The 23165-nt window shown below is 62.0% G+C and carries 17 protein-coding genes; 7 read left to right on the top strand and 10 right to left on the bottom strand.

From position 1 onward, the window contains the following. Position 1: 1 nt before the first annotated feature. The 6 genes from K3175_RS10680 to K3175_RS10655 all read left to right on the top strand — a co-directional run bounded on the left by K3175_RS10680 (position 2) and on the right by K3175_RS10655 (position 9501). Positions 2-1498, top strand: a complete 1497-nt coding sequence (locus K3175_RS10680) for an efflux RND transporter periplasmic adaptor subunit (RefSeq protein WP_123882996.1) — start codon at positions 2-4, stop codon at positions 1496-1498. Next, positions 1495-4662, top strand: coding sequence for an efflux RND transporter permease subunit (locus K3175_RS10675; protein ID WP_160673276.1), 3168 nt, complete (start codon positions 1495-1497; stop codon positions 4660-4662). The genes K3175_RS10680 and K3175_RS10675 overlap by 4 nt, the downstream gene beginning before the upstream one ends. Continuing rightward, on the top strand, positions 4641-5027 hold the full coding sequence (locus K3175_RS10670; RefSeq protein WP_247710863.1) for a copper-binding protein: 387 nt from the start codon (positions 4641-4643) through the stop codon (positions 5025-5027). The genes K3175_RS10675 and K3175_RS10670 overlap by 22 nt, the downstream gene beginning before the upstream one ends. 103 nt (positions 5028-5130) lie before the next feature. Further along, positions 5131-6627, top strand: a complete 1497-nt coding sequence (locus K3175_RS10665) for a multicopper oxidase family protein (RefSeq protein ID WP_247710862.1) — start codon at positions 5131-5133, stop codon at positions 6625-6627. Positions 6628-6640: 13 nt separating this feature from the next. Next, positions 6641-8980, top strand: coding sequence for a heavy metal translocating P-type ATPase (locus tag K3175_RS10660; protein ID WP_221543376.1), 2340 nt, complete (start codon positions 6641-6643; stop codon positions 8978-8980). 29 nt (positions 8981-9009) lie between these two features. After that, positions 9010-9501, top strand: coding sequence for a hypothetical protein (locus K3175_RS10655; protein ID WP_230782967.1), 492 nt, complete (start codon positions 9010-9012; stop codon positions 9499-9501). Between the two features lie 17 nt (positions 9502-9518). Here K3175_RS10655 and K3175_RS10650 read toward each other — a convergent pair whose 3' ends face one another. After that, complete coding sequence (locus K3175_RS10650; protein ID WP_221543375.1) at positions 9519-11471, bottom strand: cytochrome c/FTR1 family iron permease; 1953 nt, start codon at positions 11469-11471, stop codon at positions 9519-9521. A 96-nt stretch (positions 11472-11567) separates the two neighbouring features. Then, entirely contained in the window at positions 11568-12185 is a 618-nt protein-coding gene (locus K3175_RS10645; RefSeq protein WP_010240550.1) for a cation efflux transmembrane domain-containing protein, read from the bottom strand. 75 nt (positions 12186-12260) lie between these two features. Between K3175_RS10645 and K3175_RS10640 the strand changes: the two genes are divergently transcribed. Beyond that, positions 12261-12659 (top strand): MerR family transcriptional regulator, encoded by a 399-nt coding sequence (locus K3175_RS10640; RefSeq protein WP_060703638.1) that lies wholly within the window; start codon positions 12261-12263, stop codon positions 12657-12659. 137 nt (positions 12660-12796) lie between these two features. On the opposite strand, the gene K3175_RS10635 is transcribed toward K3175_RS10640, so the two are convergent. The 8 genes from K3175_RS10635 to K3175_RS10600 form a co-directional block, all read right to left on the bottom strand. After that, positions 12797-14191, bottom strand: coding sequence for an aldehyde dehydrogenase family protein (locus K3175_RS10635; protein WP_221543374.1), 1395 nt, complete (start codon positions 14189-14191; stop codon positions 12797-12799). Further along, a complete protein-coding gene (locus K3175_RS10630; protein WP_221543373.1) occupies positions 14188-15828 on the bottom strand; it encodes an acetolactate synthase large subunit in 1641 nt (546 codons plus the stop codon). Before K3175_RS10630 ends, K3175_RS10635 begins: the two co-directional genes overlap by 4 nt. A gap of 91 nt (positions 15829-15919) precedes the next feature. Further along, positions 15920-16408 carry a cation diffusion facilitator family transporter gene (locus K3175_RS10625; RefSeq protein ID WP_263435099.1) on the bottom strand — a complete coding sequence of 163 codons (489 nt, stop codon included), beginning with the start codon at positions 16406-16408 and terminating at the stop codon, positions 15920-15922. A gap of 15 nt (positions 16409-16423) precedes the next feature. Further along, on the bottom strand, positions 16424-17053 hold the full coding sequence (locus K3175_RS10620; protein ID WP_008603820.1) for a cation diffusion facilitator family transporter: 630 nt from the start codon (positions 17051-17053) through the stop codon (positions 16424-16426). Continuing rightward, positions 17050-17421, bottom strand: a complete 372-nt coding sequence (locus K3175_RS10615) for a SpoIIAA family protein (protein WP_046904065.1) — start codon at positions 17419-17421, stop codon at positions 17050-17052. The genes K3175_RS10620 and K3175_RS10615 overlap by 4 nt, the downstream gene beginning before the upstream one ends. 22 nt (positions 17422-17443) lie before the next feature. Further along, positions 17444-20707: an efflux RND transporter permease subunit gene (locus K3175_RS10610; RefSeq protein WP_221544112.1), complete on the bottom strand. Its 3264-nt coding sequence runs from the start codon at positions 20705-20707 to the stop codon at positions 17444-17446. Between the two features lie 37 nt (positions 20708-20744). Beyond that, positions 20745-21893 (bottom strand): efflux RND transporter periplasmic adaptor subunit, encoded by a 1149-nt coding sequence (locus tag K3175_RS10605; RefSeq protein ID WP_221543372.1) that lies wholly within the window; start codon positions 21891-21893, stop codon positions 20745-20747. 11 nt (positions 21894-21904) lie between these two features. Then, on the bottom strand, positions 21905-23158 hold the full coding sequence (locus K3175_RS10600; protein WP_119595029.1) for a TolC family protein: 1254 nt from the start codon (positions 23156-23158) through the stop codon (positions 21905-21907). Positions 23159-23165: the final 7 nt, after the last annotated feature.

Here is a 23165-nt window from a genome sequence, read left to right as displayed (position 1 = left end):
AATGGGAGCCGCGTGGGACAGGCTGTCGCCGCGCCAGAAATCCTGGATGATGGCAGGCACGGTCGCGCTCATCAGTCTTGCCGCCGGCTATGGTCTCTCGCAGCTCGGCGAAGGCCAGGGTGGTGCAAGCGACGCGGGCGGCAGTGCGACCGAATGCGAGGAGGTCCTTTACTGGTACGACCCGATGGTGCCGGGGCAGCACTTCGACGAGCCGGGCAAGTCGCCCTTCATGGATATGCAGCTGGTGCCCAAGTGCGCGGGCGAGGAGGCCACTGCAGGCGTCAGGATAGATCCCGGCCTGGTGCAGAATTTCGGCATCCGCACCACTGAAGCCGAGTACGGCGTCCTCGAGCCGGAAATAACCGTCACAGGCGTTCTGGCCTACAATGAACGCGACGTCGCGATCGTCCAGCCACGTGCCGGAGGCTATGTACAAAGAACCTACGGCCGCGCGCCCGACGATGTCGTTGGACGGGGCGCGCCGCTCGCGGATATCCTGGTTCCCGAATGGGGCGGAGCGCAGCAGGAGTATCTGGCCGTCCTGAACAGCGGTGATGAAGAACTTGCGCAGGCCATGCGCGAACGCATGCGCCTTTTGGGCATGCCTCCAGGCCTGATCTCATCGGTAGGGCGCAATGGACGTCCGCAGTCCACGATCACCGTTACCGCGCCGATTGGAGGTGCCATCACATCGCTCGGCGTGCGTCCGGGAATGACAGTCATGGCCGGACAGACGCTCGCCGAGATAACCGGTTTCTCACCGATCTGGCTCGAAGCCGCGGTGCCTGAAAGGCAGGCGGCGACTGTCCGCGTCGGGCAACCTGTCAGCGCGACGCTGACCGCATTCCCCGAGGAACGCTTCTCCGGGCCCATCATCGCTATCCTGCCGAGCGCGCAGGATGCAAGCCGTACGATCACCGTTCGTGCGCAACTGCCCAATGCATCCGGGCGCCTCAAGCCGGGCATGTTCGCACAGGTCTCGCTGACCCCGGACACACGCCGCGCGCTGCTGGTCCCCTCCGAAGCGGTTATCAGGACCGGACGTCGAACCATCGTGATGGTGAAGCAGGACGAGGGCGGTTTCATGCCCGCCGAGGTCCGGATCGGCCGCGAAGCGGGTGGAAGGAGCGAAGTGTTGGCCGGTCTGTCGGCAGGCGAGCAGGTCGTAACATCGGGTCAGTTCCTGCTCGATTCCGAAGCAAGCCTCACCGGACTGGACGTCCGTCCGGTCGATCAGGCAGATGACGCTTCCACCGGCGGCGAGGACGAACCAGCGACCTTCGGTGCCACCGGCACGATCCAGTCGATCGCCAATGGTTCGGTGACGCTGCGGCATGGTCCTGTGCCCCGGCTCGATTGGCCCGCGATGACCATGACCTTCCGCACGAAGAGCGCGGCGCAAATGCGCGGGCTCGAGACGGGAGACAGGGTGCGCTTCACCTTCACCCAGGAGGATGCCGGCCCCCGGATCGAGTCTATCACGAGGGCCGGACAATGATTGCTCGGATAATCGATGCCTCGATCGCCAACCGCCTGTTTATCGTTCTCGCCGCCGTCGCGGTAACGCTGGCCGGTTTCTGGGCGGTGCGCACGACGCCGGTCGACGCGTTGCCCGATCTGTCCGATGTGCAGGTTGTGGTCCGGTCAAACTATCCGGGTCAGGCCCCCCGGATCGTCGAGGACCAGGTCACCTATCCCCTGGCAACGACCATGCTCTCGGTGCCGGGGGCGAAAACCGTCCGTGGCTATTCGATGTTCGGTGACAGCTATGTCTATATCATCTTCGAGGACGGAACCGACCTCTACTGGGCGCGCTCGCGCGTGCTCGAATATCTCAACCAAGTGCAGAACCGCCTGCCCGATGGCGTCACGAGCACGCTTGGCCCCGATGCAACCGGTGTGGGGTGGATCTACGAATATGCGCTGGTCGATCGCAGCGGCGGGCACGACCTTGCAGGACTGCGCAGCCTGCAGGACTGGTTCCTGCGCTATGAGCTCAAGACGATCCCCGGCATTGCCGAGGTCGCCAGCGTCGGCGGCATGGTCAAGCAATACCAAGTCGTTCTCGAGCCTTACCGGATGGCATCGCTCGGCGTGACTCACGCCGAGATCGTGAGCGCAATCCAGTCCGCCAACCAGGAAGCGGGCGGCTCGATCGTCGAGATGGGCGAAGCCGAATATATGGTCCGCGCTTCTGGCTATCTCGGCGACCTCGATGATTTTCGGCAAATTCCACTACGCACTGCGAGTGGCGGTGTCCCGGTCACGCTGGGCGACGTAGCGACGATCCAGGTCGGACCCGAACTGCGCCGAGGCATCGCCGAGCTCAATGGCGAAGGCGAGGTTGCCGGCGGCATCATCGTTCTGCGTCAGGGTGCGGATGCAAGAAGCGCCATACAGGCCGTCGAACAGAAACTCGACGACTTGCAGGCAAGCCTTCCCGAAGGCGTCGAGATCGTCACGACCTACGATCGCTCTCAGCTCATTGATGCGTCTATAGAAAACCTCACCACGAAGCTCATCGAAGAGTTTATCGTCGTGGCGCTCGTATGCGCGCTGTTCCTCTGGCACGCGCGTTCGGCACTTGTCGCCATCATCACCCTGCCTTTGGGCGTGCTCGCGGCCTTCATCGTGATGCGCTTTCAGGGCGTCAATGCCAACATCATGTCGCTGGGTGGAATAGCCATTGCGGTCGGTGCGATGGTCGATGCCGCCGTCGTCATGATTGAGAACGCGCACAAGCATCTCGAGCGATGGGAACACGAGAATCCCGATACCGTGCTCGCGGTGAAGGAACGCTGGCGGATCATCGCCGATGCATCGAAGGAAGTGGGACCGGCGCTGTTCTTCAGCCTGCTGATCATTACGCTGTCGTTCCTACCGGTGTTTACCCTGCAGGCGCAGGAAGGGCGGTTATTTGCACCGCTTGCTTTCACCAAGACCTATGCGATGGCTGCCGCGGCCATTCTTTCGGTAACGCTGGTGCCGGTGATGATGGGTTGGCTGATCCGTGGGAAGATCCCTTCGGAAGATTCCAATTTTCTAAACCGCTGGCTGACGAAAATCTATCGTCCGGGGCTCGACTGGGTCATGCGGCGCCCCAAGGCAACGCTGGCGATCGCGGCGCTGATCTTTCTGACCACCGCGATCCCCTTCACCCGGCTTGGCGGCGAGTTCCTCCCGCCGCTCGATGAAGGCGATTTGCTTTATATGCCGAGTGCATTGCCCGGCCTTTCCCCCGGCGAGGCGTCGGCGCTGCTGCAGCGCACCGATCGCCTGATCAAGTCGGTCCCGGAAGTGGAAACGGTGTTCGGTAAAGCGGGGCGCGCCGATACGGCGACGGATCCGGCTCCCCTGACGATGTTCGAAACGACGATCCGCTTCAAGCCCCGCGAAGAATGGCGCGAGGGAATGACGCCCGATCTGCTGGTCGAGGAACTCGACCGGGTCGTCCAGGTGCCGGGCCTCGCCAATGTCTGGGTGCCGCCGATCCGCAACCGGATCGACATGCTCGCGACCGGAATCAAGAGCCCGATCGGGGTCAAGGTGTCAGGCGACGATCTCGATCAACTGGAACGCGTTGCACTCGATGTGGAGCGTATCGCCAAGACCGTGCCTGGCGTGAGTTCCGCGCTGGCCGAGCGGCTGTCGGGCGGTCGCTATGTCGATGTCGATATCGACCGGATGGCGGCCGCGCGATACGGACTCAACATTGCCGACATCCAGCAGATCGTCTCTGGTGCAATAGGCGGCGCCAATGTCGCACGGACCGTCGAGGGGCTGGCGCGCTATCCGATCAATGTGCGCTATCCCCGCGAAATCAGGGACAGCGTCGATGAACTCAGGGCCCTGCCGGTTCTGACGCCGTCCGGCCAACAGATTACGCTCGGCACTGTCGCCCGTATCGCCGTCAGCGACGGTCCGCCGATGCTCAAGAGCGAGCAGGGTCGTCTGACCAGCTACATCTATGTCGATGTCCGTGGCCGCGATCTTACCTCGGTGGTCGCCGATCTGCAGGAGGCCGTCGCCACGGGCGTCGATCTGCCTCCCGGCGTCAGCCTGTCCTATGCGGGCCAGTTCGAATATCTGACGCGCGCCTATGAGCGACTGAAGATCGTGGTTCCCGCGACGCTCGCGATCATCTTCCTGCTGCTCTATCTCATTTTCCGGCGCTGGGACGAAGCCTTGCTGATCATGGGCACGCTGCCCTTCGCGCTGACGGGCGGATACTGGTTGCTCTATCTGATGGGCTACAACCAGTCGGTGGCGACTGCGGTCGGCTTCATCGCGCTTGCCGGTGTCTCCGCCGAATTCGGCGTGGTGATGCTGATTTACCTGAAAGCCGCACTGGAGCGACGGCAAGCTGACCTGGGCGCCGAAGAAGTGGACGAGGCCATCCGGGAAGGCGCGCTCCTGCGCGTGCGGCCCAAGGCGATGACCGTCGCAGTCATCCTTGCGGGTCTCTTTCCGATCCTGATCGGCACCGGCGCGGGCTCGGAAGTCATGAGCCGCATCGCCGCGCCGATGGTCGGCGGCATGATCACCGCCCCGCTCCTGTCCATGTTCCTGCTTCCCGCCGCTTATCTGTTGTTGCGGCGTCCCCGTCCGGAAAAACCGGCGAACCCTCAAGGAGAAGAAGAATGCGTACCCCAACCTACATGATCCTGCTCGCGGCACCGCTGGCGCTTGCAGCTTGCGACGCTGCAGACGACAGCACCGGGACCATGATGTCTGACGAGATGGCGAACTCGGACAGTATGCCCATGTCAGGCGAAATGCCGATGACGGAGGAGACCGGCGGCGAGCAGAGCGCCAGCGCGGAGGGAACGGTAACAGACATCGATCCCGGGGCGGGCACCGTGACCATCGAGCACGGTCCGGTCGAAAGTATCGGATGGCCCGCGATGACCATGACCTTCGAAGCCGACGCGCAAATCCTCGAACAGGTCAGTGTCGGTGAGGGAATAGCCTTTGAATTTCGTACTGGAACCGAAGGCAGCGTCGTTACCTCGGTAACGCCGCGATAGCATGATGGGTGGGAGGCGCGCGGTTGCGCCGGTGCCTCCCACGCAAAAACAGGTGAATATGCCCGGTATCGACAGGCCCGACTTTAAGGATCGCCGCGACTTCATGAGAAGCGCCGGCCTCGCGGCGACGGGTTTCGCGGCGCTGCCGCTGGTGGGTTGCGACACGCAAAGCAGGGTGTCGCTCGATCAGCGAGGAGCAAGCAATCCTCTTGCCATACCTCGGCTACAGGCCGGAACGATCGAACGGGGCGAGCGTGTCTTTCGCCTGTCCCTGACACCGGGCGAGAAAGAATTCGTGCCCGGCACGCCGTCACCGACGACCGGTATCGACGCATCCTATCTCGGTCCGACCCTCGAAATGCGCCGCGGCGAACAGGTTCGCTTTCATATCGACAACAAGCTTGCCGAGGATGCGACCGTCCACTGGCATGGTTTCGAACTTCCCGCCACCGCGGATGGCGGACCGCACCAACTCGTGCGGCCCGGCGAACGCTGGAGCCCGTCCTTCGAAATACGCCAGCGCGCTTCGCTATACTGGTATCATTCTCATACGCATCGCCGGGCCGGACCACAGGTCTATGCCGGACTTGCTGCCCCGATCTACGTGCGCGACGAGGAAGAGGATCGCCTCGATCTGCCGAGCCGGTACGGTGTAGATGATATCCCGCTCGTCGTGCAGGATCGCGTGATCGACAGCTCAGGCCGCCTCGTTTACCCGCTCAACATGCACTCGCGGATGATGGGGGTGATAGGTGAGCGCATCTATGTGAACGGAACGGCCAATGCCGTTTTCGACGCCACCGCCGGTCCGCTGCGCCTGCGGCTTCTCAATGGATCGAATGCGCGGTTCTACACCTTCTCGCTCGAAGGTGATCGTCCGATGCAACTCATCGCAAGCGATGGCGGCCTGCTTGCCGCACCCCGCGAGATTCGCAGTCTTACCCTTGCCCCAGGCGAACGCGCACAAGTGATTGTCGACCTTTCCGAAGGGCGCCCGCTGCGCCTGAATGCCAGCAGTCCTGATAACGCCATGGGCATGATGGCCGGAGAAGGCGGGGGTATGATGGACGGCGGAATGATGGGAAACCGGACCGGTCGCGAGAGGCAGGGCCGCACCTTTTCGATCCTCGATATGCGTCCCTCCGGATCATCGACTCCAGTGATGCTCCCGCCCACCCTGGCCGCGCTAGCCGCGCCAGACCCCTCGCTCGCCGTTCGCAGCCGCCGTTTCGTACTCGATATGGGCATGATGGGTCGGGGCATGGCGATCAACGGCGAGACCATGGACATGGATGTCATCAATCAGCGCGTACCGGTGGGTCAGTGGGAAATATGGGAAATCGCCAACGCATCGATGATGGCCCATCCCTTTCATATTCATAATGTGCAGTTCCGCTTGCTCGACCGGGACGGTCGGCCTCCGCAGGCGGAAGAGGCGGGCTTCAAGGACACCGTTATCGTCAAGCCACGTGAACAGGTCAGGCTGCTGTTGCGGTTCGAAGAGAATACCGATCCCGACAATCCCTACATGTATCACTGTCATATCCTCGAGCACGAGGACGCAGGCATGATGGGGCAATTCGTGGTCACGGCCAATTAGGGGAGAACGACAGATGAGCGATGGGCACAATGCAATCGAGGGTACGGCGACCGACCCCGTTTGCGGAATGAGCGTGAAGATGGACGGCGCCCGCTTCATCGATCGACACGAGGGTGGCGACCATTACTTCTGCTCCTCGCGCTGCCTCGACAAGTTCCGCGCGGATCCGGAGATGTATCTTTCGAAGGCGCACCTCGATGCTGTCGAGGATGTCCCGGAAGGTACGATATACACCTGTCCGATGCATCCGGAGATCCGGCAGCCGGGGCCGGGCTCCTGCCCGATATGCGGGATGGCCCTCGAACCCGAAACGGTCACCTTGAACGAGGGCCCCGATCCCGAACTCGTCGACATGCGGCGAAGGTTCTGGTGGAGCGCGCTCTTCACCCTGCCGCTCTTCGCCTATGCGATGGGCGACATGATCCCGTCGCGACCGTTCGATCAGGTCATCGAACCCGCTTTCGCGCAGTGGCTGCAGCTTCTGCTGGCCACTCCGGTGGTGCTTTGGGGCGGCTGGCCCTTCTTCACCCGCGCGCTGCAATCAGTCCGAACCATGAACCTCAACATGTTCACCCTGATCGGCTTCGGCGTTGCCATCGCTTATCTGTTCAGCCTTTTGGCAACCCTCGCCCCGGACATCTTCCCCGAGGCTTTCCGCGATCATGCGGGCCGGGTCGGCGTCTATTACGAGGCCGCAGCGGTTATCACGACCCTCGTGCTGCTCGGGCAGGTGCTCGAGCTCAAGGCGCGCGGATCGACATCGAGCGCCTTGCGAGCGCTTCTCGAACTCGCGCCCCCGACCGCGATGAAGATCTTCGGTCGCGGCGATGAGCGCGAAGTACCGCTCGATGAATTGACGTCGGGGGACCTGCTGCGCGTGCGTCCGGGCGACAAGGTCCCCGTCGATGGCACGCTCGAAGATGGAAGCAGCGCCATCGACGAGTCCATGATCAGCGGCGAGCCCATTCCCGTCAAGAAAAGCGCTGGCGATCCCGTGATCGGAGGCACTGTCAACCAGACCGGCAGCTTCACCATGCGCGCGACGCAGGTCGGCGCGGACACCATGCTCTCGAAGATCGTGCAGATGGTGGCGGAGGCGCAGCGCAGCCGGGCACCGATCCAGCGGCTCGCCGACCAAGTCACCGGATGGTTCGTGCCCATCGTCGTCCTTGTCGCTATCGTGAGTTTTGTCGTCTGGGCCATCTGGGGACCGGCACCGGCCCTTGCCTACGCGCTCGTCAACGCGGTCGCCGTTCTGATCATCGCCTGTCCCTGCGCGCTCGGACTGGCGACGCCAATGTCGATCATGACCGGCACCGGCAAGGGAGCCCAGCACGGCATCCTGATCAAGAACGCCGAAGCGCTCGAAACGCTGGAAAAGATCGATACGCTGGTTGTCGACAAGACCGGCACACTGACCCGGGGCAAGCCCGATCTTGTCGACGTAAAACCGCAGTCAGATTTCGACGAGCAGGAGTTGCTGAGCCTTGTCGCTGCCGTTGAGAGAGGAAGCGAGCATCCGCTCGCCCACGCGATCGTGGAAGGGGCTCAAAACAGGGGCGCTGCCATTCTCGACGCTTCCGATATCGAGTCCGTGACCGGCGAAGGCATCCAGGCAAATGTCGACAAGCGCAGGGTCGCGATCGGGAATGAAAAGATGATGGAGCGTATAGGGGCGCTCGAAGAAGGCTGGCGGTCAACGGCGGACGAAGGCCGAAGCCTCGGACAGACGGTGATGTTCGTGGCCGTGGACGGGGCACCGGCAGGCCTTATCGCTGTCGCCGATCCGATCAAGGAAACCAGCCGCACCGCTATTGCCGCGCTGCATGAGCGCGGCATCAAGATCGTGATGCTTACCGGCGACAGCGAAGCCACCGCGCGTGCGGTAGCAAGCCAGGTCGGTATCGACGAAGTCGAAGCGAATGTCTCGCCCGAGGACAAACATCGCAAGATCGAGCAGTTGAAGAGCGAGGGTCGCCGGGTCGCTATGGCCGGCGACGGCATAAACGACGCACCCGCGCTTGCCGCTTCGCATGTCGGCATCGCGATGGGAACGGGTACCGATGTCGCGATCGAAAGCGCGGGCGTGACATTGGTGCGCGGCGACCTCGTCGGCGTTGTTCAGGCGCTCGTCCTGTCTCGGGCCACTATGCGCAACATCAGGCAGAACCTGTTCTTTGCCTTTGCCTATAATGCGCTCGGAATTCCGGTCGCTGCAGGTGTCCTCTATCCATGGACCGGGTTGCTTTTGAACCCGATGATCGCGGCCGCAGCGATGAGCCTGTCTTCGGTATCGGTGATCGGCAACGCCCTGCGCCTGCGCGGCCTCGCTCTTCCCAAATTCGATACCTGAGCGATGGGGACGGGACGGAGATCGCAGGAGTGACGAATCAGACGATGCAGGATCAGGACCAAATCTCTGAGGAATCGCGCGAATGGCGCGGTGCTCATCCAGCCCTCTGGATCGCGATATTCGGAATTCTCATCGCTTTCGCCTGGGAGATGCTCCAGCTTCCTTTCTACCAGTCGGGAGGTCTGTCGCCTGCCGAGGCAGCACGTCGCTGCGGCCTGGCCTCGTTCGGCGATGCCGGGATCATGGTGGCCGCTTATCTCGGCGCCTCTGTCGGCAGTGGTAAAACGCCGTGGCTCGTAGACTGGCCGATCTCGCGTTTTGTCGTGTTCCTGGGAATCGGCCTGGCCATTACTGCCATGGTCGAAGTGCTGGCTGTCGGTGCCGACTGGGGGTGGTCCTATAGTGCAATCATGCCGCTTGTGCCCGGAACCAAAATCGGTCTCATACCGATCGCGATGTGGGTCGCGGTTCCCACAGCCTCCTTGTGGCTCGCGCGCCGTCTCGGCACCGGACCCCGCTGATCGCAAACCGGGATCACCTATCCCTCGACAGCTGCCGGCTGCGGTCCCGATGGTGATCGACTTATCCGAAATCCGGCAATCAGAGCGAGCAGCGTGAGCAATTGCGCGCCGATCGTCTCGACAGTCGGGAAGAAGCCGAGTTCGGCGAGGCGCGGCAAGCCGGCAATGAAAGTGGCGGAAAGAACTCCGGCCTCCTGGAAAGCGCCCACGCCCTTGCCCGCGAGAATGACCGCAAGGATCGCAATCAGGATAGCACTATAGCGGAAGAACTGGGTGATCGGCAGTTTGCGGCTGTAGCGCAGCATAACCCATGCGATGAACGCTAGCAGCGCGACTGCGGACAAGGCACCTGCCAATATGATGCCGCTGCTCTGCGGGTTCCACAGGGCAGCGTAGAACAGAATAGTCTCGAACGCTTCCCGGTAGACGACCACGAATGCAAGACCAAAGAGAAACCATGCCGATCCGCGCGAAAGCGCCTTGCCCATTTTTTCCTGGATATAGCGCCGCCACTCCTCGGCCTGGGATTTGCCGTGCATCCAGATCCCGACCGATACGAGAATGACAGCCGCAAGCAGCGCGCCGATCCCTTCGGTCATCTCGCGGCTCGCCCCGCTGATGCTTACGAAGTAGGTTGCTACGACCCAGGTGGCGACACCTGCGAAAAGAGCAGCGATCCACCCACCATGGATATAGGGCAATACCTCGGAGCGCTGCGACTTTTTCACAAAGGCGATCATGGCGATCACAACCAGAATTGCTTCGATCCCCTCGCGCAGGAGAATGGTGAACGCCCCGAGAAAGGTCGAGATTTCGCTGGCCGCCTCAGGAGCCAACGCTTCCTCGGCTCTTGCCAGCAGACTATCGATGCGAGCCCTTAGTTGCTGTAGTTCGGATGGATTCGCACCGGACTCTATTCCGGCCCGGAATTGCCCGAGCGCCTGTTCTACCTCCCGCATCAAACCGCCATCGCGCGTTGCCAGGAGGGCCTCCAGGGGTTCAAACCCGTCGAGATAGGCAGACAGGGCAAGCTGCCGCGCTTCCTCTCGGTTGCCAGCCCGATAAGCTGACAGGCTGCGATCGAGCGTATCGCGAACGAAGGCGAGCGAACCTGCGTCATTTGCCTGTCCCACCGCATCGGGATTGGCGCGAAGATAGGCCATGACGGCGAGCGCACGGTCCTCGCCGATCTGCTCGGCCAGACTTTCCGGTGTGAGCGCGGCGAGCGTCTCGAGATCGGGGACAAGCTGGCGTATGCCATCATCTTCCCGCCAAATACGCTCGCCCTTGGCCACATCTTCAAAAGCAATGCTGCCGGCATGGAATGCAAGCGCCCAGCGATCTTTGTCGGACAGCGATGCGAAGCTGGCCATGGACGTTCCTTCCAGCCCTTGCGTGATGACCTGGTAAAGCCCGAACGCACTGCGCTGCCGCGCCCGGTCGATATCGGTGAAGTCGATCGGCGGGGGATCAAGTGCCTGCATTGCGGCCGGTGGCGCACTTCCGGCGGCGCCGTGACACGAGGCGCAGTTCTGCGCGAAGAGAGTGCGGGCGCGGTCAAGGTCGGGCGCTTGCGAAGGGGCAAGCGGAACCGGGTAGGCTGTCAGCAACGAGGCTGCCAGCGCGCGCGCTAAGCGCCCAACTCGCTCGGCGGGTTCCTTATTGGCGATCAGAGCTCGCAGCTGGTCCGATCGGCGGATGAGTGCTTGATTGTCTTTAGTATCCGGCAATGCAGCGATCTGCCGCGCCACGACATCGGAAAACTCCACCATTTCGCGATATTCGAATTCGTCGGCAACACGTCCCTCGGAAACGGCGGAGGCGTAGTCGACCGCGATATAATCGAGCAGACGCCAGGTGGTTCGCACGTCGGGTTCTTCCGCGTTCGCGGTGACGGACAGACACAGCGCAAGCGCCAGCAGAATGAGCCGCAGTGCCGGATGGACGGTGGCGGAGACGATGCGATGCATGAGGGGTCTCTATATCTGTTGCAATTAATTCGCAATAGCAGGGTGTAGACGGAAATGTATTTCCTCCAACCCCCGATCGCGGGGATATTCTGGAGTTTAGGTAGAGCGCAGTTCGCCACGGGCCTGTTTGGAGACTTCGGCACTTCCCCACACCGCCAGTCCTGCCATGATGCTCGCCACAACCAGATCGGGCCACGCACGGCCGGTGCCGAAAACGCCAATCGCTGCCGCCAGCACGGCGATATTACCGATCGCGTCGTTGCGCGAACAGATCCACACCGAGCGCATGTTCGCATCGCCCGAGCGATACCGGAACAGCATCGCGGCGACGGCGAGATTTACCGCCAGAGCAAGAGAACCGATGGCGCCCATCGTTCCCGGGTCGGGCGACGCCCCGACAAAGAAACCCCAGATGGCCGAGCCGAGCACCCACAGGCCGAAAGCCAGCATGGTCGCCGCCTTTACGAGAGCCGCACGCGCGCGCCAGACGAGCGCCATCCCCGCTACACCGAGACTGATAGCATAGTTTGCCGCATCACCGAGAAAGTCGAGCGCGTCGGCCTGCAAGGCGCGCGAATCCGCAGCAATGCCTGCCACGATCTCCACGCCGAACATGATTGCATTAAGGCCCAGTGCGATCCACAGAATGCGCCGCCATGTCGGATCGTTGTTGTTTGCACCGGCCTCATCGGGGCCGCAGCAGGTCTTTCCCATTTACTCGACTCCTTGCGTCGATCCGCCCTATGCACCTTGTAGTAACTACAAGGTCAAGCGGCAGGAGCCTTTGTCATGAGAATTGGTCAACTTGCCCGGATAACCGGCGTCAAATCCGAAACAATCCGCTTCTACGAGCGTGAGGGTATCCTCGCTGCCCCTCCACGCACGCGGGCCAATTATCGCGATTATGGACCAGCAGAGGAAGCGCGCCTTAACTTCATACGGCGCGCGCGTGATCTCGGCTTCTCCATGGCACGCATCAGGGAATTGCTCGATCTCTCCGATGATGCCGACCGGTCCTGCGCGGGCATCGACGCTCTGGCCAGAAGCCATCTCGGCGAGGTCGAGCGCAAGATCGCGAGCCTGGAGGCGTTGCGGACGGAACTTGGGCGTATGATCGCTGCCTGCGAGCAAGACACTGTAGGCGATTGCCGCATCATCGATGCACTTGCGGGTACCGCCGAGCCTTGATGTCCGCGCCTCGTGCGCCAGTTCGGTCAGGCTCGCCAATGCACGGCTTTTGTCGGCCGCCCATAAGAGACTTAACTTCGGGAAAGGCCGACGAGTGCGAAGCTGCCCGTGTCGCCATCCCGGGTCTGTCGAACGGGCTATGATGCCGCCGCAGGCCAGTTCCAGACGGCCATTTTTTCAATGCTCATATCCGCCATAGTGTAGGGGATCCCGCCGACGCCAAGCCCGGAGCGGCGCAGCCCTGCAAAAGGCATCCAGTCCACGCGGAATGCCGTATGGTCGTTCACCATCACAGCCGATCCCGCCAGAGACTGTATGCAATGATTGGCGATTGACAGCCGATCGCTGAATACAGCGGCCTGAAAGGCGTAAGGCAGGGCATTGGCCTGCTCGATAGCCAGGTCGATATCGTCATAGCCATACACGCAGATCACGGGGCCGAAGATTTCTTCCTGGGATACCTTGGCACTTTCGGGAGGATCGACAATGACGGTCGGGGAGAAAAGAGTGTCACCCAGTCGGCTTCCCCCGCAGACCAGGGTGCCGCCTGCTGCAATGGCTTCATCGACCCAGCGTTCGACGCGGTCGACTTCCTCCGTTCGGATCAGGGGTCCGCATTGGGTTTCGGCATCGGCGGGATCGCCCACGACCAGCTTTTCGGCAGCTCGCCCTAGGTCATTGGCGAAGTCTTTCAATTCTGCAGCAGGGACGAATACGCGCTGCACGGAAACGCAGACCTGACCCGAATGATAGAACCCGCCTTTGAGCAACGAGGCGATCACTGCTGCGCGCTCCACGCCGCTGTCCACGATTACCGGCGCCGCGCCGCCGTGCTCGAGAGCAATGCGGGTTCCCGGCGCCAGCTTCGAGCGAAGCATCCAGCCGATCTTCGCAGAACCGATGAATGAGAAGAACGCCGTGCGCGGATCGGTTACCATTCTTTCGGCAATATCGTTGCCGCAAGGTGCGAACCGGCACCAGGCCTCGGGCAGGCCGGCTTCATGAAGAATGCTCACGAAGCTCTGGCATGACAGAGGCGTTTCCAGCGCAGGCTTGATGAGAACGGGGCACCCGGCTGCTACCGCCGGTCCAACCTGATGGACGATCAGGTTGAGCGGGTGATTGAATGCCGAGATCGCCACGACAGGACCGATCGGCTCGCGGAAGGTATATGCCGTCCTTCCCGCACCCGCTTCTGTCAGGTCCATGGGGATCTCGTGACCGCCGCCATCGCTGAGCGCCTGAACGCATAAGTCGACGCTGTTGATCGCGCGACCGGCTTCCACGCGCGCATCGACCAGCGGTTTGCCGCCCTCCCTGACGATCTGGAGAGCCAGATCCTCGGCTCGTTCGCGCATGATATCTGCAGCCCGCCGGAGGATGGCGACACGCTCGTGCACGGCAAGCCAGCCATGGCGGTCGCGGTGGAGCAACTGCGCTTCACTCAGCCATTCATCGATTTGAGGCCAGTCGACAAGCGGCACTTCTGCAACCGGCTCGCGGTCGAACGGATTGTGAACGATCGTCTTCATAGCTCGCACACCTTTGCGCCGAGTTCGTCGATCAGCACCTTCTTGTTTTCGGAGTAGTCGACGGGCAGATCGACAAGGTGCACGCCGCCCGCCTCGAATGCGGCGTTCAGGACCGCCACAAGATCTGCGCTCCGCTCGACCCGGTGACCGGTCGCTCCATAGCTTTGTGCGTAGGTGACGAAGTCGGGATTGGAAAAGGTTAGGCCGTAGTCCGGAAAGCCGAGCTGGTCCTGCTTCCAGCGGATCATGCCGTATGCTGCATCGTTCAGGACGAGTACGACGAGGTTCAGGCCCAGCCTGACGGCCGTTTCCAGTTCCTGCGAGTTCATCATGAACCCGCCATCGCCGCATACCGCGAGCACTCTGCGCCCCGGCGACAGCATCGCCGCCATCATGGCCGATGGAAGGCCTGCGCCCATCGTCGCCAATGCATTGTCGAGAAGGATGGTACCCGGTTCATTCGCAATGTAGTTTCTGGCGAACCAGATCTTGTAGACACCGTTGTCGAGCGCAACGATATCATCGCGCGCCATTACGCTGCGTACGTCGGCAACCACGCGCTGGGGGACCATCGGAAAACGTTCGTCATCGCTGGTCTCGGAAATGTGCGAAGCAATCTCGTGGTGCAGCACAGTGTAATAGCTGCGATCGCACTGCAGCTTGCCATCCAGACGGTTTCCCAGCCGCTCGACCGATCCGGCGATGTCGCCGATGACCTCGAGCTGCGGGAAGTAGACCTGATCGACTTCGGCTGCCTTGTAATTGATATGGATGACGGTCTGCCCGCCCGGCTCCATGAAGAAGGGCGGCTTCTCCACCACGTCGTGACCGATATTGACGATCAGATCGGCCTTTTCGATTGCGCAGTGAACATAATCGCCCGACGATAGCGCCGCGGTGCCCAGATAGAGCTCGCTATCTTCATCGACCACGCCTTTGCCCATCTGGGTGTCAAAGAAGGGAAAGCCCGTATCGGATACGAATTTGCGCAACGCCTTCGAAGCGCGGCGGCGGTTCGCTCCGGCTCCGATCAGTAGCAGAGGTCTCTGTGCAGCGAGGATACGTCTCGCTGCCTCATCTAGAGCGGCGTCACCCGCTACGGCATAGCGCCTGTCATGCGGCGGTATGACAGGTTCGACCGTTTGCTCTTCAGCAATGTCTTCGGGCAGCTCGAGCAGCACAGCGCCCGGCCTTTCTTCCTGCGCCAGGCGAAATCCCTCGCGAACGAGCGACGGGATGCGGTTGCCGTTCACAATCTGGGTCGATGCCTTGCACAGCGGGGTGAACAGGGAAACGACGTCGACAATCTGGAACTGGGCCTGTTTCGAGGTCTTGATCGGTTTCTGCCCGGTAATGATCACGAGCGGGAAGGCTCCGAGCGCGGCATAGGCCGCCGGTGTGGTCAGGTTCGTGGCACCTGGCCCGAGTGTTGCCAGGCACACACCTGCCTTGCCGGTCAGGCGGCCATAAGTTGCCGCCATGAAGCCAGCGCCCTGTTCGTGACGGGCCAGAACCAGCGTGATGGTGGAAGTTCGCAGCGATTCCAGAAGATCCAGGTTCTCTTCGCCTGGAACGGCGAAAACATACTCGACACCCTCTGCCTCGAGCGCGGCGACCATAAGATCGGAAGCTTTCATTCGTCGGTCCTCATTTACGAGTTGCAGGGCGGTTCATGCCGTGCGCTACCAAACTGCTTGCTTGCAGCGGCCGACCTGATCGCCGCGCTTGTCAATGGTCGTGATCATGGTCTTGGCATTGGTTCTTTTCGACCTGATGGCCCGGGACCATAACCGGATCACAGTTGGCAGCGAGGCAGGCTTCGAACGTTGCATGGGTGATGGCGTGCCGCGTCTCGAGCATACCGCGAGCCCGCGCCTTCACATCCTCGAAAGCCTGCAACGAAGATTCGGCAGGAACGACATGCGCCTCAAGCGCGCGATAATGCTCGCTGATGCTCCAGACTTGGACGTGATGGACGTCGGCCACGCCTTCTGCGTCACGCAGGTCGCTCACAATGCGATCGAACTCGCTTTCGTCCGGCACCGCGCCCATCAAGAGACGCACCGTGCGAGGCAACAAAGTAACGCCCTGCCAGATCACAAAGTCACCAATGACCACCGTGATGGTCAGATCGGCGATATAAAGTTCGTATCGCAGAATGAGCACGCCAGCCACGATCACACCGGCCGAAGCCAGCGCATCGGACACATTGTGCAGGAAGATCGAATAGGGTCAATTCCTCTTCTCGCCGTGTTTGGTTCCCGCATCGTCGTGGCTATCCATGTGAGCGTCGCGCAGAATCTCGATGCCGCCATAGAGAGCGATGCAAGCTACCGCGATGCCCACAACGAGGTCGGGCCAGTTGGTTCCGGTCAGCATCACAATGATGCCGGCGATAATGATCCCGCCATTAGAGATAAAGTCGTTGAAGCTGAAGGTGGTCGCCGCCCGCATATTGACGTCCTTGTTCTCCATCTTCTGCAGCAGGCGCAGGCAATAGAGATTGACCATCCCCGCGATGAACGCCATCGCCATCATCAATATCCCGCCCGGATCGGACCCTTCCACAAACCGTCGGTAAGCATCGAAGATAACCCCAGCAGAGAAGATCAGCAGCATGATGCCGGAAAAACGTGCGGCCCCGCGTTTCCAGGTCCGTGAGCGGGTCAGCGCGAGCAGGCTGAGCGCATAAACGATGGCATCGGATGAATTATCGAGGCCGTTCGCCAACAGCGCATTAGAATCGGCAAAATACCCGACCGCGAAAAAGCCGATCGCGATGGCCACGTTAAGCCACAGGACAACCCACAGGGTCTTGCGCTTTTCAGGCGACCCGACATCGACCTCATGTCCGCCACTCATGCTGCGTCCTCCTCGGTTTGTACCCAGCTTTCCGCATGACTACGCTGTGTTGGCCGGAAGAACTTCATTTCGGTGCGGAAGAGTGAGGATGACAATTTCGTGCCCCACTCTTCCCATTCGCTGTCGCCGATTATGGCGATCCGGCCGAAACAATCCTTATGCCGGATGTCGAACTTGAGATCGCGCCAGAGACCTCCGAAGTTCCAACCCGAAAAGTCAGGCGCGAGCTCGATCACCATCGGGACGGTACCGGCCTCGCGCTCTGCGATATGTTCGAATTGGGGAACAAAGCGGTCATAGGCTTCATCCCCCTGCCTGCCTCCGGCACGTATCCAGAGCAGTCCGTTCTTTTCCTTCAGTGCCAGCACCGTATTCTCCTTTCCCGATCGGTCATGTGATGTCCTTCAGCTCGCGCTGCTCATCGCTTGTCACATTGCGCCGCAGCCTGTCCCACCAACGCTGTCGCCAGGTCCGGTCATCTTCTCTGGTCCCGAAAACCAGCTTCAAGATTGCGGGCAAGACGAAAAGGGTCAGCGCGGTGGCGGTGATCAACCCTCCAATGACGACTGTCGCCAAGGGACGTTGCACTTCCGCGCCGGTCCCGGTCGCAATGGCCATCGGCACGAAGCCGAGCGATGCAACGAGCGCGGTCATGAGAACCGGCCTTAGGCGCGCCAATCCACCATCGACGATGGCGTCATCGAGCGCCATGCCCCTGTCGAGCCGCTGACGGATCGCAGTCACCATCACGAGGCCATTCAAGGTCGCCACACCCGACAGGGCGATAAAGCCTACCGCCGCAGATACCGAGAATGGCATCCCGCGTAGAGCCAAGGAGAAAATCCCGCCTGCCAGGGCCAACGGGATCGCGCTGAATACGGCGAGCGCCGGCACCCAGCCCCCAACCGCCATGTAAAGCAGCAAGAGAATGACCGCGAAAGCGATAGGAATGACTATCTGAAGTCTTTCCTGAGCAGCCTGGAGGTTCTGGTATTGACCGCCCCACTCGATAAACGCGGCAGCGGGCAGTTCGACCTGCGCCGCAACCCTTTCCTGGGCCTCTTCTACAAAAGACCCGAGGTCGCGTTCTCGCACGTTGGACGAAACGATCACCAGTCTGCGTCCCTGTTCCCGGCGAACCTCCGCGAGACCATCCACCACACGGAACTCGGCAACCGAGCGTAGCGGTATGGTTGCCCCGTTCGGGAGCAGCACCGGCAAAGCACCCAACTGGTCGAAATCGTCGCGGGTCGCGTCCGACAACCGCACAACCACATCGAAGCGGCGATCGCCTTCGAAAACGAGGCCCGCAGGCCGACCGCCCAGTGCGATCGCCACCGATTGCGCAACGTCTTCGACCTTCAGCCCGTAACGGGCAATCGCTGGCCGATCGAAGGCAATATCGAGGGTGGGGAACCCGGTCACTTGCTGGACCTTGACGTCCGCGGCGCCGTCGACATTGCGCAGCACGCCCGCAACCTCGTTCGCCGCCGAGGTCATGGCGCTGAGATCGTCTCCGTAGATCTTGACGGCAACATCTCCGCGAACGCCTGCGATCAATTCGTTGAACCGCAATTCGATCGGTTGGCTGAACTCGTAAAGGTTGCCGACGAGACTGCTGAGGGCGCTCTCCATTTGCGCGACCAACTCGTCCTTGGCGAGGTCGGGATCGGGCCATTCCTCACGGGGTTTGAGGATCACGTACGCATCGGAAGCGTTCGGCGGCATCGGGTCACTGGCCACTTCCGCCGTGCCCGTCCGCGAAAAGACAAGCTCGACTTGCGGAAATTGCTCGAGCCGGTCCTCTACCCGCCTTTGCATCGCGAGCGAACGTTCGAGCGATGTCGAAGGAATACGCAGCGATTGCACGGCGATGTCGCGCTCGTCCAATTGCGGTGTGAACTCGCTCCCGAGGAAGCTGAACACGAAGGCCGCAAAGGCGAAGATGCCGACGCCCATGCCGATGACCGGCCAGGGGCGGGTGATCGCCTTGCGGACCAGCGGTCCGTATCGCTCCTTGGCGATCCGGATCGGCTTGACCTCCTTTTCCGTCAGCTTCTTGTTGAGCAGGATGGCGATCATTGCCGGGACGAAGGTCAGCGACAACACGAACGCCGAGGCGAGCGCGAGCATGACCGTGATCGCCATGGGTGAAAAGGTTTTGCCTTCGACGCCGGTAAAGGTGAGAAGCGGTGCGAAGACGAGAAGAATGATCGCCTGGCCGTACACGGTTGGCTTGATCATTTCCTGCGCGGCAAGCCGCGTTTCCGTCAACCTCTCACCAAGTGTAAGAAGTCGGCCCTCGTGTTCCTGTCGAGCCGCGAGCCTCGCGACGCTGTTCTCGACGATGATGACGGCACCATCGACGATCAGGCCGAAGTCCAGCGCACCCAGGCTCATGAGATTGCCCGAAACGCCGAGCCGGTTCATTCCGATCGATGCCATCAGCATGGAAAAGGGGATGACCAGCGCCGCGATGATCGCTGCCCGGATGTTGCCCAGCAGCAAGAACAGGATCGCAATGACCAGAAGCGCGCCCTCGACAAGGTTCTTCTCGACGGTCGCGATCGTCGCATCGACCAGGGAAGACCGGTTGTAGACGATCTCCGCGACAATTCCTTCCGGCAGGGAGCTGCGAACTTCCTCGAGCCGTTCGGCCGCCTCGGCCGACACGGTGCGGCTGTTCTCGCCCGCGCGCATGAGCACGGTGCCCACGACCGCTTCATCGCCGTTCAGCGACGCCGCGCCCGTTCGCAGGTCGCCACCGATGCTGACCGTGGCGATGTCCCCTACGCGAATAGGCACTCCCTCGCGGGTGGAAACGACCGCCTGCTCGATATCCTCGACGCTGCCGAGGCGCGCATCGACCCGGGCGAGGAGGGCTTCACCGGCCCGTTCGACGAAATTGGCCCCTTCGGCGAGATTGGCCGCTTCCAGCGCGTCGATCACCTCGTCGAACGACAAACCGTAACCGGTCAATCGTGCGGGATCGGGTTGGACGAGATATTGCTTTTCGAAGCCGCCGATGGAGTCGACACCTGCCACACCGTCGACCGACCGCATGAGCGGTGCAACCACCCAGTCCTGAATGGTTCGCAGATAGGCAGCCTTGGCAACATCGCTGTCGAGCCGGTCGCCACGTTCGGTCACGAAGCTCCCGTCGGACTGCCATCCGACCGCTTCGCCCCGCGGCGCTTCCTTGCCGTCAGGATATTCGTACTCGATGGTATACATGAGCACTTCGCCCAAGCCGGTCGAGATGGGTCCCATCACCGGTTCGGCACCCTCGGGCAGCGAAGCGCTTATGGGCGTCAGCCGTTCGTTGACCTGCTGACGCGCGAAATAGATGTCGGTCCCTTCCTCGAAAATCGCGGTCACCTGGCTGAACCCGTTGCGCGATATCGAGCGTGTCATTTCCAGACCCTCGATGCCAGCAAGCCCGGTTTCGACAGGATAGGTGACCTGCGTCTCGACTTGCGAGGGCGAAAGGGCTGGTGCCTCGGTGTTGATCTGCACCTGTACGTTGGTGATATCGGGCACAGCATCGATGGGCAGGCGGAGCAAATTCACCACGCCAAAGATTGCCACACCGAGGGTCAGCACGACCATCGCCCAGCGAAAGCGCACGGCGACGTCGAGGATCATGCCGATCAGGCCATGGCGGTGGGGGCGATCCGCGTCCTGCATGTGATCAGTGTCCATGCTCGGCCTCCTCCTTCTCGAGTTCAGCCTTCAGCAAGAAGGCGTTGGCGGTGGCTATCCGCCAATTTGCTTCGAGACCGGACTCGATGACCACCCGTCCTCCCGAACGCGCACCGGTGACCACTCGACGGGCTTGAAACCCGCGGCGCGTGCGAACGAAGACCACCTCTGCGCCATCGATTGTCTGGACGGCACTTTCCGGCACCGACATGCGGCCGGTATCGACCTCACCCGAGGGGCGGATACGTGCCTGCAAGAACGCACCGGGTTGCAGGCCGGGGATCGGCCTTGCCAGCGACAGGACCGCCGTCGCGCTGCGGCTTTCGGGATCGAGCGAGGGAGTGACGGATCGCACGCGCGCGCCGACTTCACGATTGCCCGCGAATTCCAGCGTCGCCTCGTCGCCAGGCTGGATGCGGCTTGCTTCAGCCGACGGGAGGGCAACCTCGACCTGCATGCCGCTCGGGTTCACGACCTGGTAGAGTTCTTCTCCGGCCTCGACGAAGGACCCGAGAACGATAGGCGCCGAGGTCACTCGGCCCGCGAGCGGGCTCGTAACCGCGAGGGAGCGCCCGTCGCCGCTAACACCCGCCGCCGAGACTGCCGCTTGGGCACGCGCAAGTTCCGATTGAGCAACCTGCAGATTGGCTCGGGCGGCCTCGAGATCCTGCCGCGCGGTGACATTGGCTTCGAAAAGGCGGCGCTCTCGATCGTAGGCAGCAGACAATTCGTTGACCCGCGCGCCCGCTGCGCTGAGTTGCGCCGCAAGAGCAGCGGCGTCGGCGCTCTCGATGCGGGCAATCGTCTCTCCCTGCCTCACGTAATCACCCAGCGTTTTGCCGACACTGCGGACTACGCCCGCTGCGCGGGCATCGATGCGGGCACTTGCCGTCGGGCTTGCCGCGACGGTGGCCGGAAAGACCAGCTCGACCGCCGATCCCTGACCGACGGTTTCGACCTCTATCTGGGACGCTTCGATTTGTTCGGCGCCAAGCAGGACAAGCCCTTCGGGAAGCTCGGCCTCCTCGCTCGTTTCCTCAATGTGCTGGTCGGCACTGCCACTTGGCCACAGCATAAACACTGCAGCGGCGATTGAAACGATCACGCCGATAAAAACGGCCAGACGTCTACGGTTCATTTGGAAATACCTCATTGTGCGCCGAGCCAGATCAGCGTCGCCGCCAGGCGGCCACGATCTTCCTGGGCTTGAATCAATGCTTCACGGATGGTGTCGCGCGCTTCGGCCGCAGCCAGAACTTCGATCAGCGGAAATCTGCCGTTGCGGTAGCCAATCCGAACGAGGCGCAAGGCTTCCTCGGCTTGGGGCAAGGACGTCTCCGCGAGGGTCTCGACCCGCGCTTCGGCTGCCAGAAATTGTCCGCGAGCTTGCGTGACTTCGAGTTCGAAATCGGTGCGGGCAATCGCCTCCCGTGCCGTCGCGGCGCGAAGCCGCGCCTCGGCAGCAGCGATGTTTCCTTGGTTGCGATTACTGAACGGAAACGGGATCGAAACGCCTACGAGGAACGCCTGGTCTCTGCTTTCCTCGAACCGTCGGACACCGGCGGATATCGCCGGATCCGGAATGCCTAAAGAGCGTTCCCGGGCGATCGCGGCATCTGCAGCCTCGCGTTCGGCACGGGCGATCTGGAGACGTAAGGCCGAAGGCGAGGCGAGCAGCGTTGCCGGAGGTTCGATCTCGGGGAACACCGAAGGCACGTCCGCAGCAGGTGCTGCCTCGCCCCAAAGCGCGGCCAGCGCATTCCTCGCCGCACTGTCGGCAGCCAGGGCCGCTTCAAGCTCCGCGAGCGCCTCCGCAAGTGCCGCTTCGGCACGAAGCGAACGCAAGGGAGGCTCCCGCCCGACATCGACCAGTACCCCTGCGATCCTGGCAAGCTCGCGGTTGCGCTCGACTATGTCCCGCGCGAGTTCCAATCGGGCTGCCGCAGCGACGGCTTCCACATAGCGCTCGCGCACCGATCGCCCGAGCTGAGCAACCGAGAGCGCTCCTGAAAGGGTCGCGACGCGCGCCTCCGCCTGGGCGGCGCGGACGCGCGCTCCTCGTTTGCCGCCCAATTCGAGCCGCTGGCTCAGGGACAAAGTGTACTCGGTGGCCTGCAATCCCGAAAATGCGCCGCTTCCGGCAATGTTTTCGGCTTCGAAAGCAATTTCGGGGTTGGGCCGCAGCCGCGCCTGGTCGACCAGGGCCCGCGCCGCGTCGGCTTCGGCCCGCGGTCCGATCAGGCGCGGATTTTCTGGGGGCTCATCTGCGCTGTCGACGATGCCCGCACGAGCGAGCGCAGCTTCGAGCGTCAGAAGCTCACGCTCCTGCGCCGCCACGGTCGTGGCTTGAGCGGCGAGGAACAGCCCTCCAAGGAGGACCCCTCGCCAATGAATGGCTGACATTTTTCGA

The organism is Qipengyuania aestuarii, assembly GCF_019711535.1.
Taxonomy (GTDB): domain Bacteria; phylum Pseudomonadota; class Alphaproteobacteria; order Sphingomonadales; family Sphingomonadaceae; genus Qipengyuania; species Qipengyuania aestuarii.
This window is presented reverse-complemented; position numbering and strand designations above follow the sequence as displayed.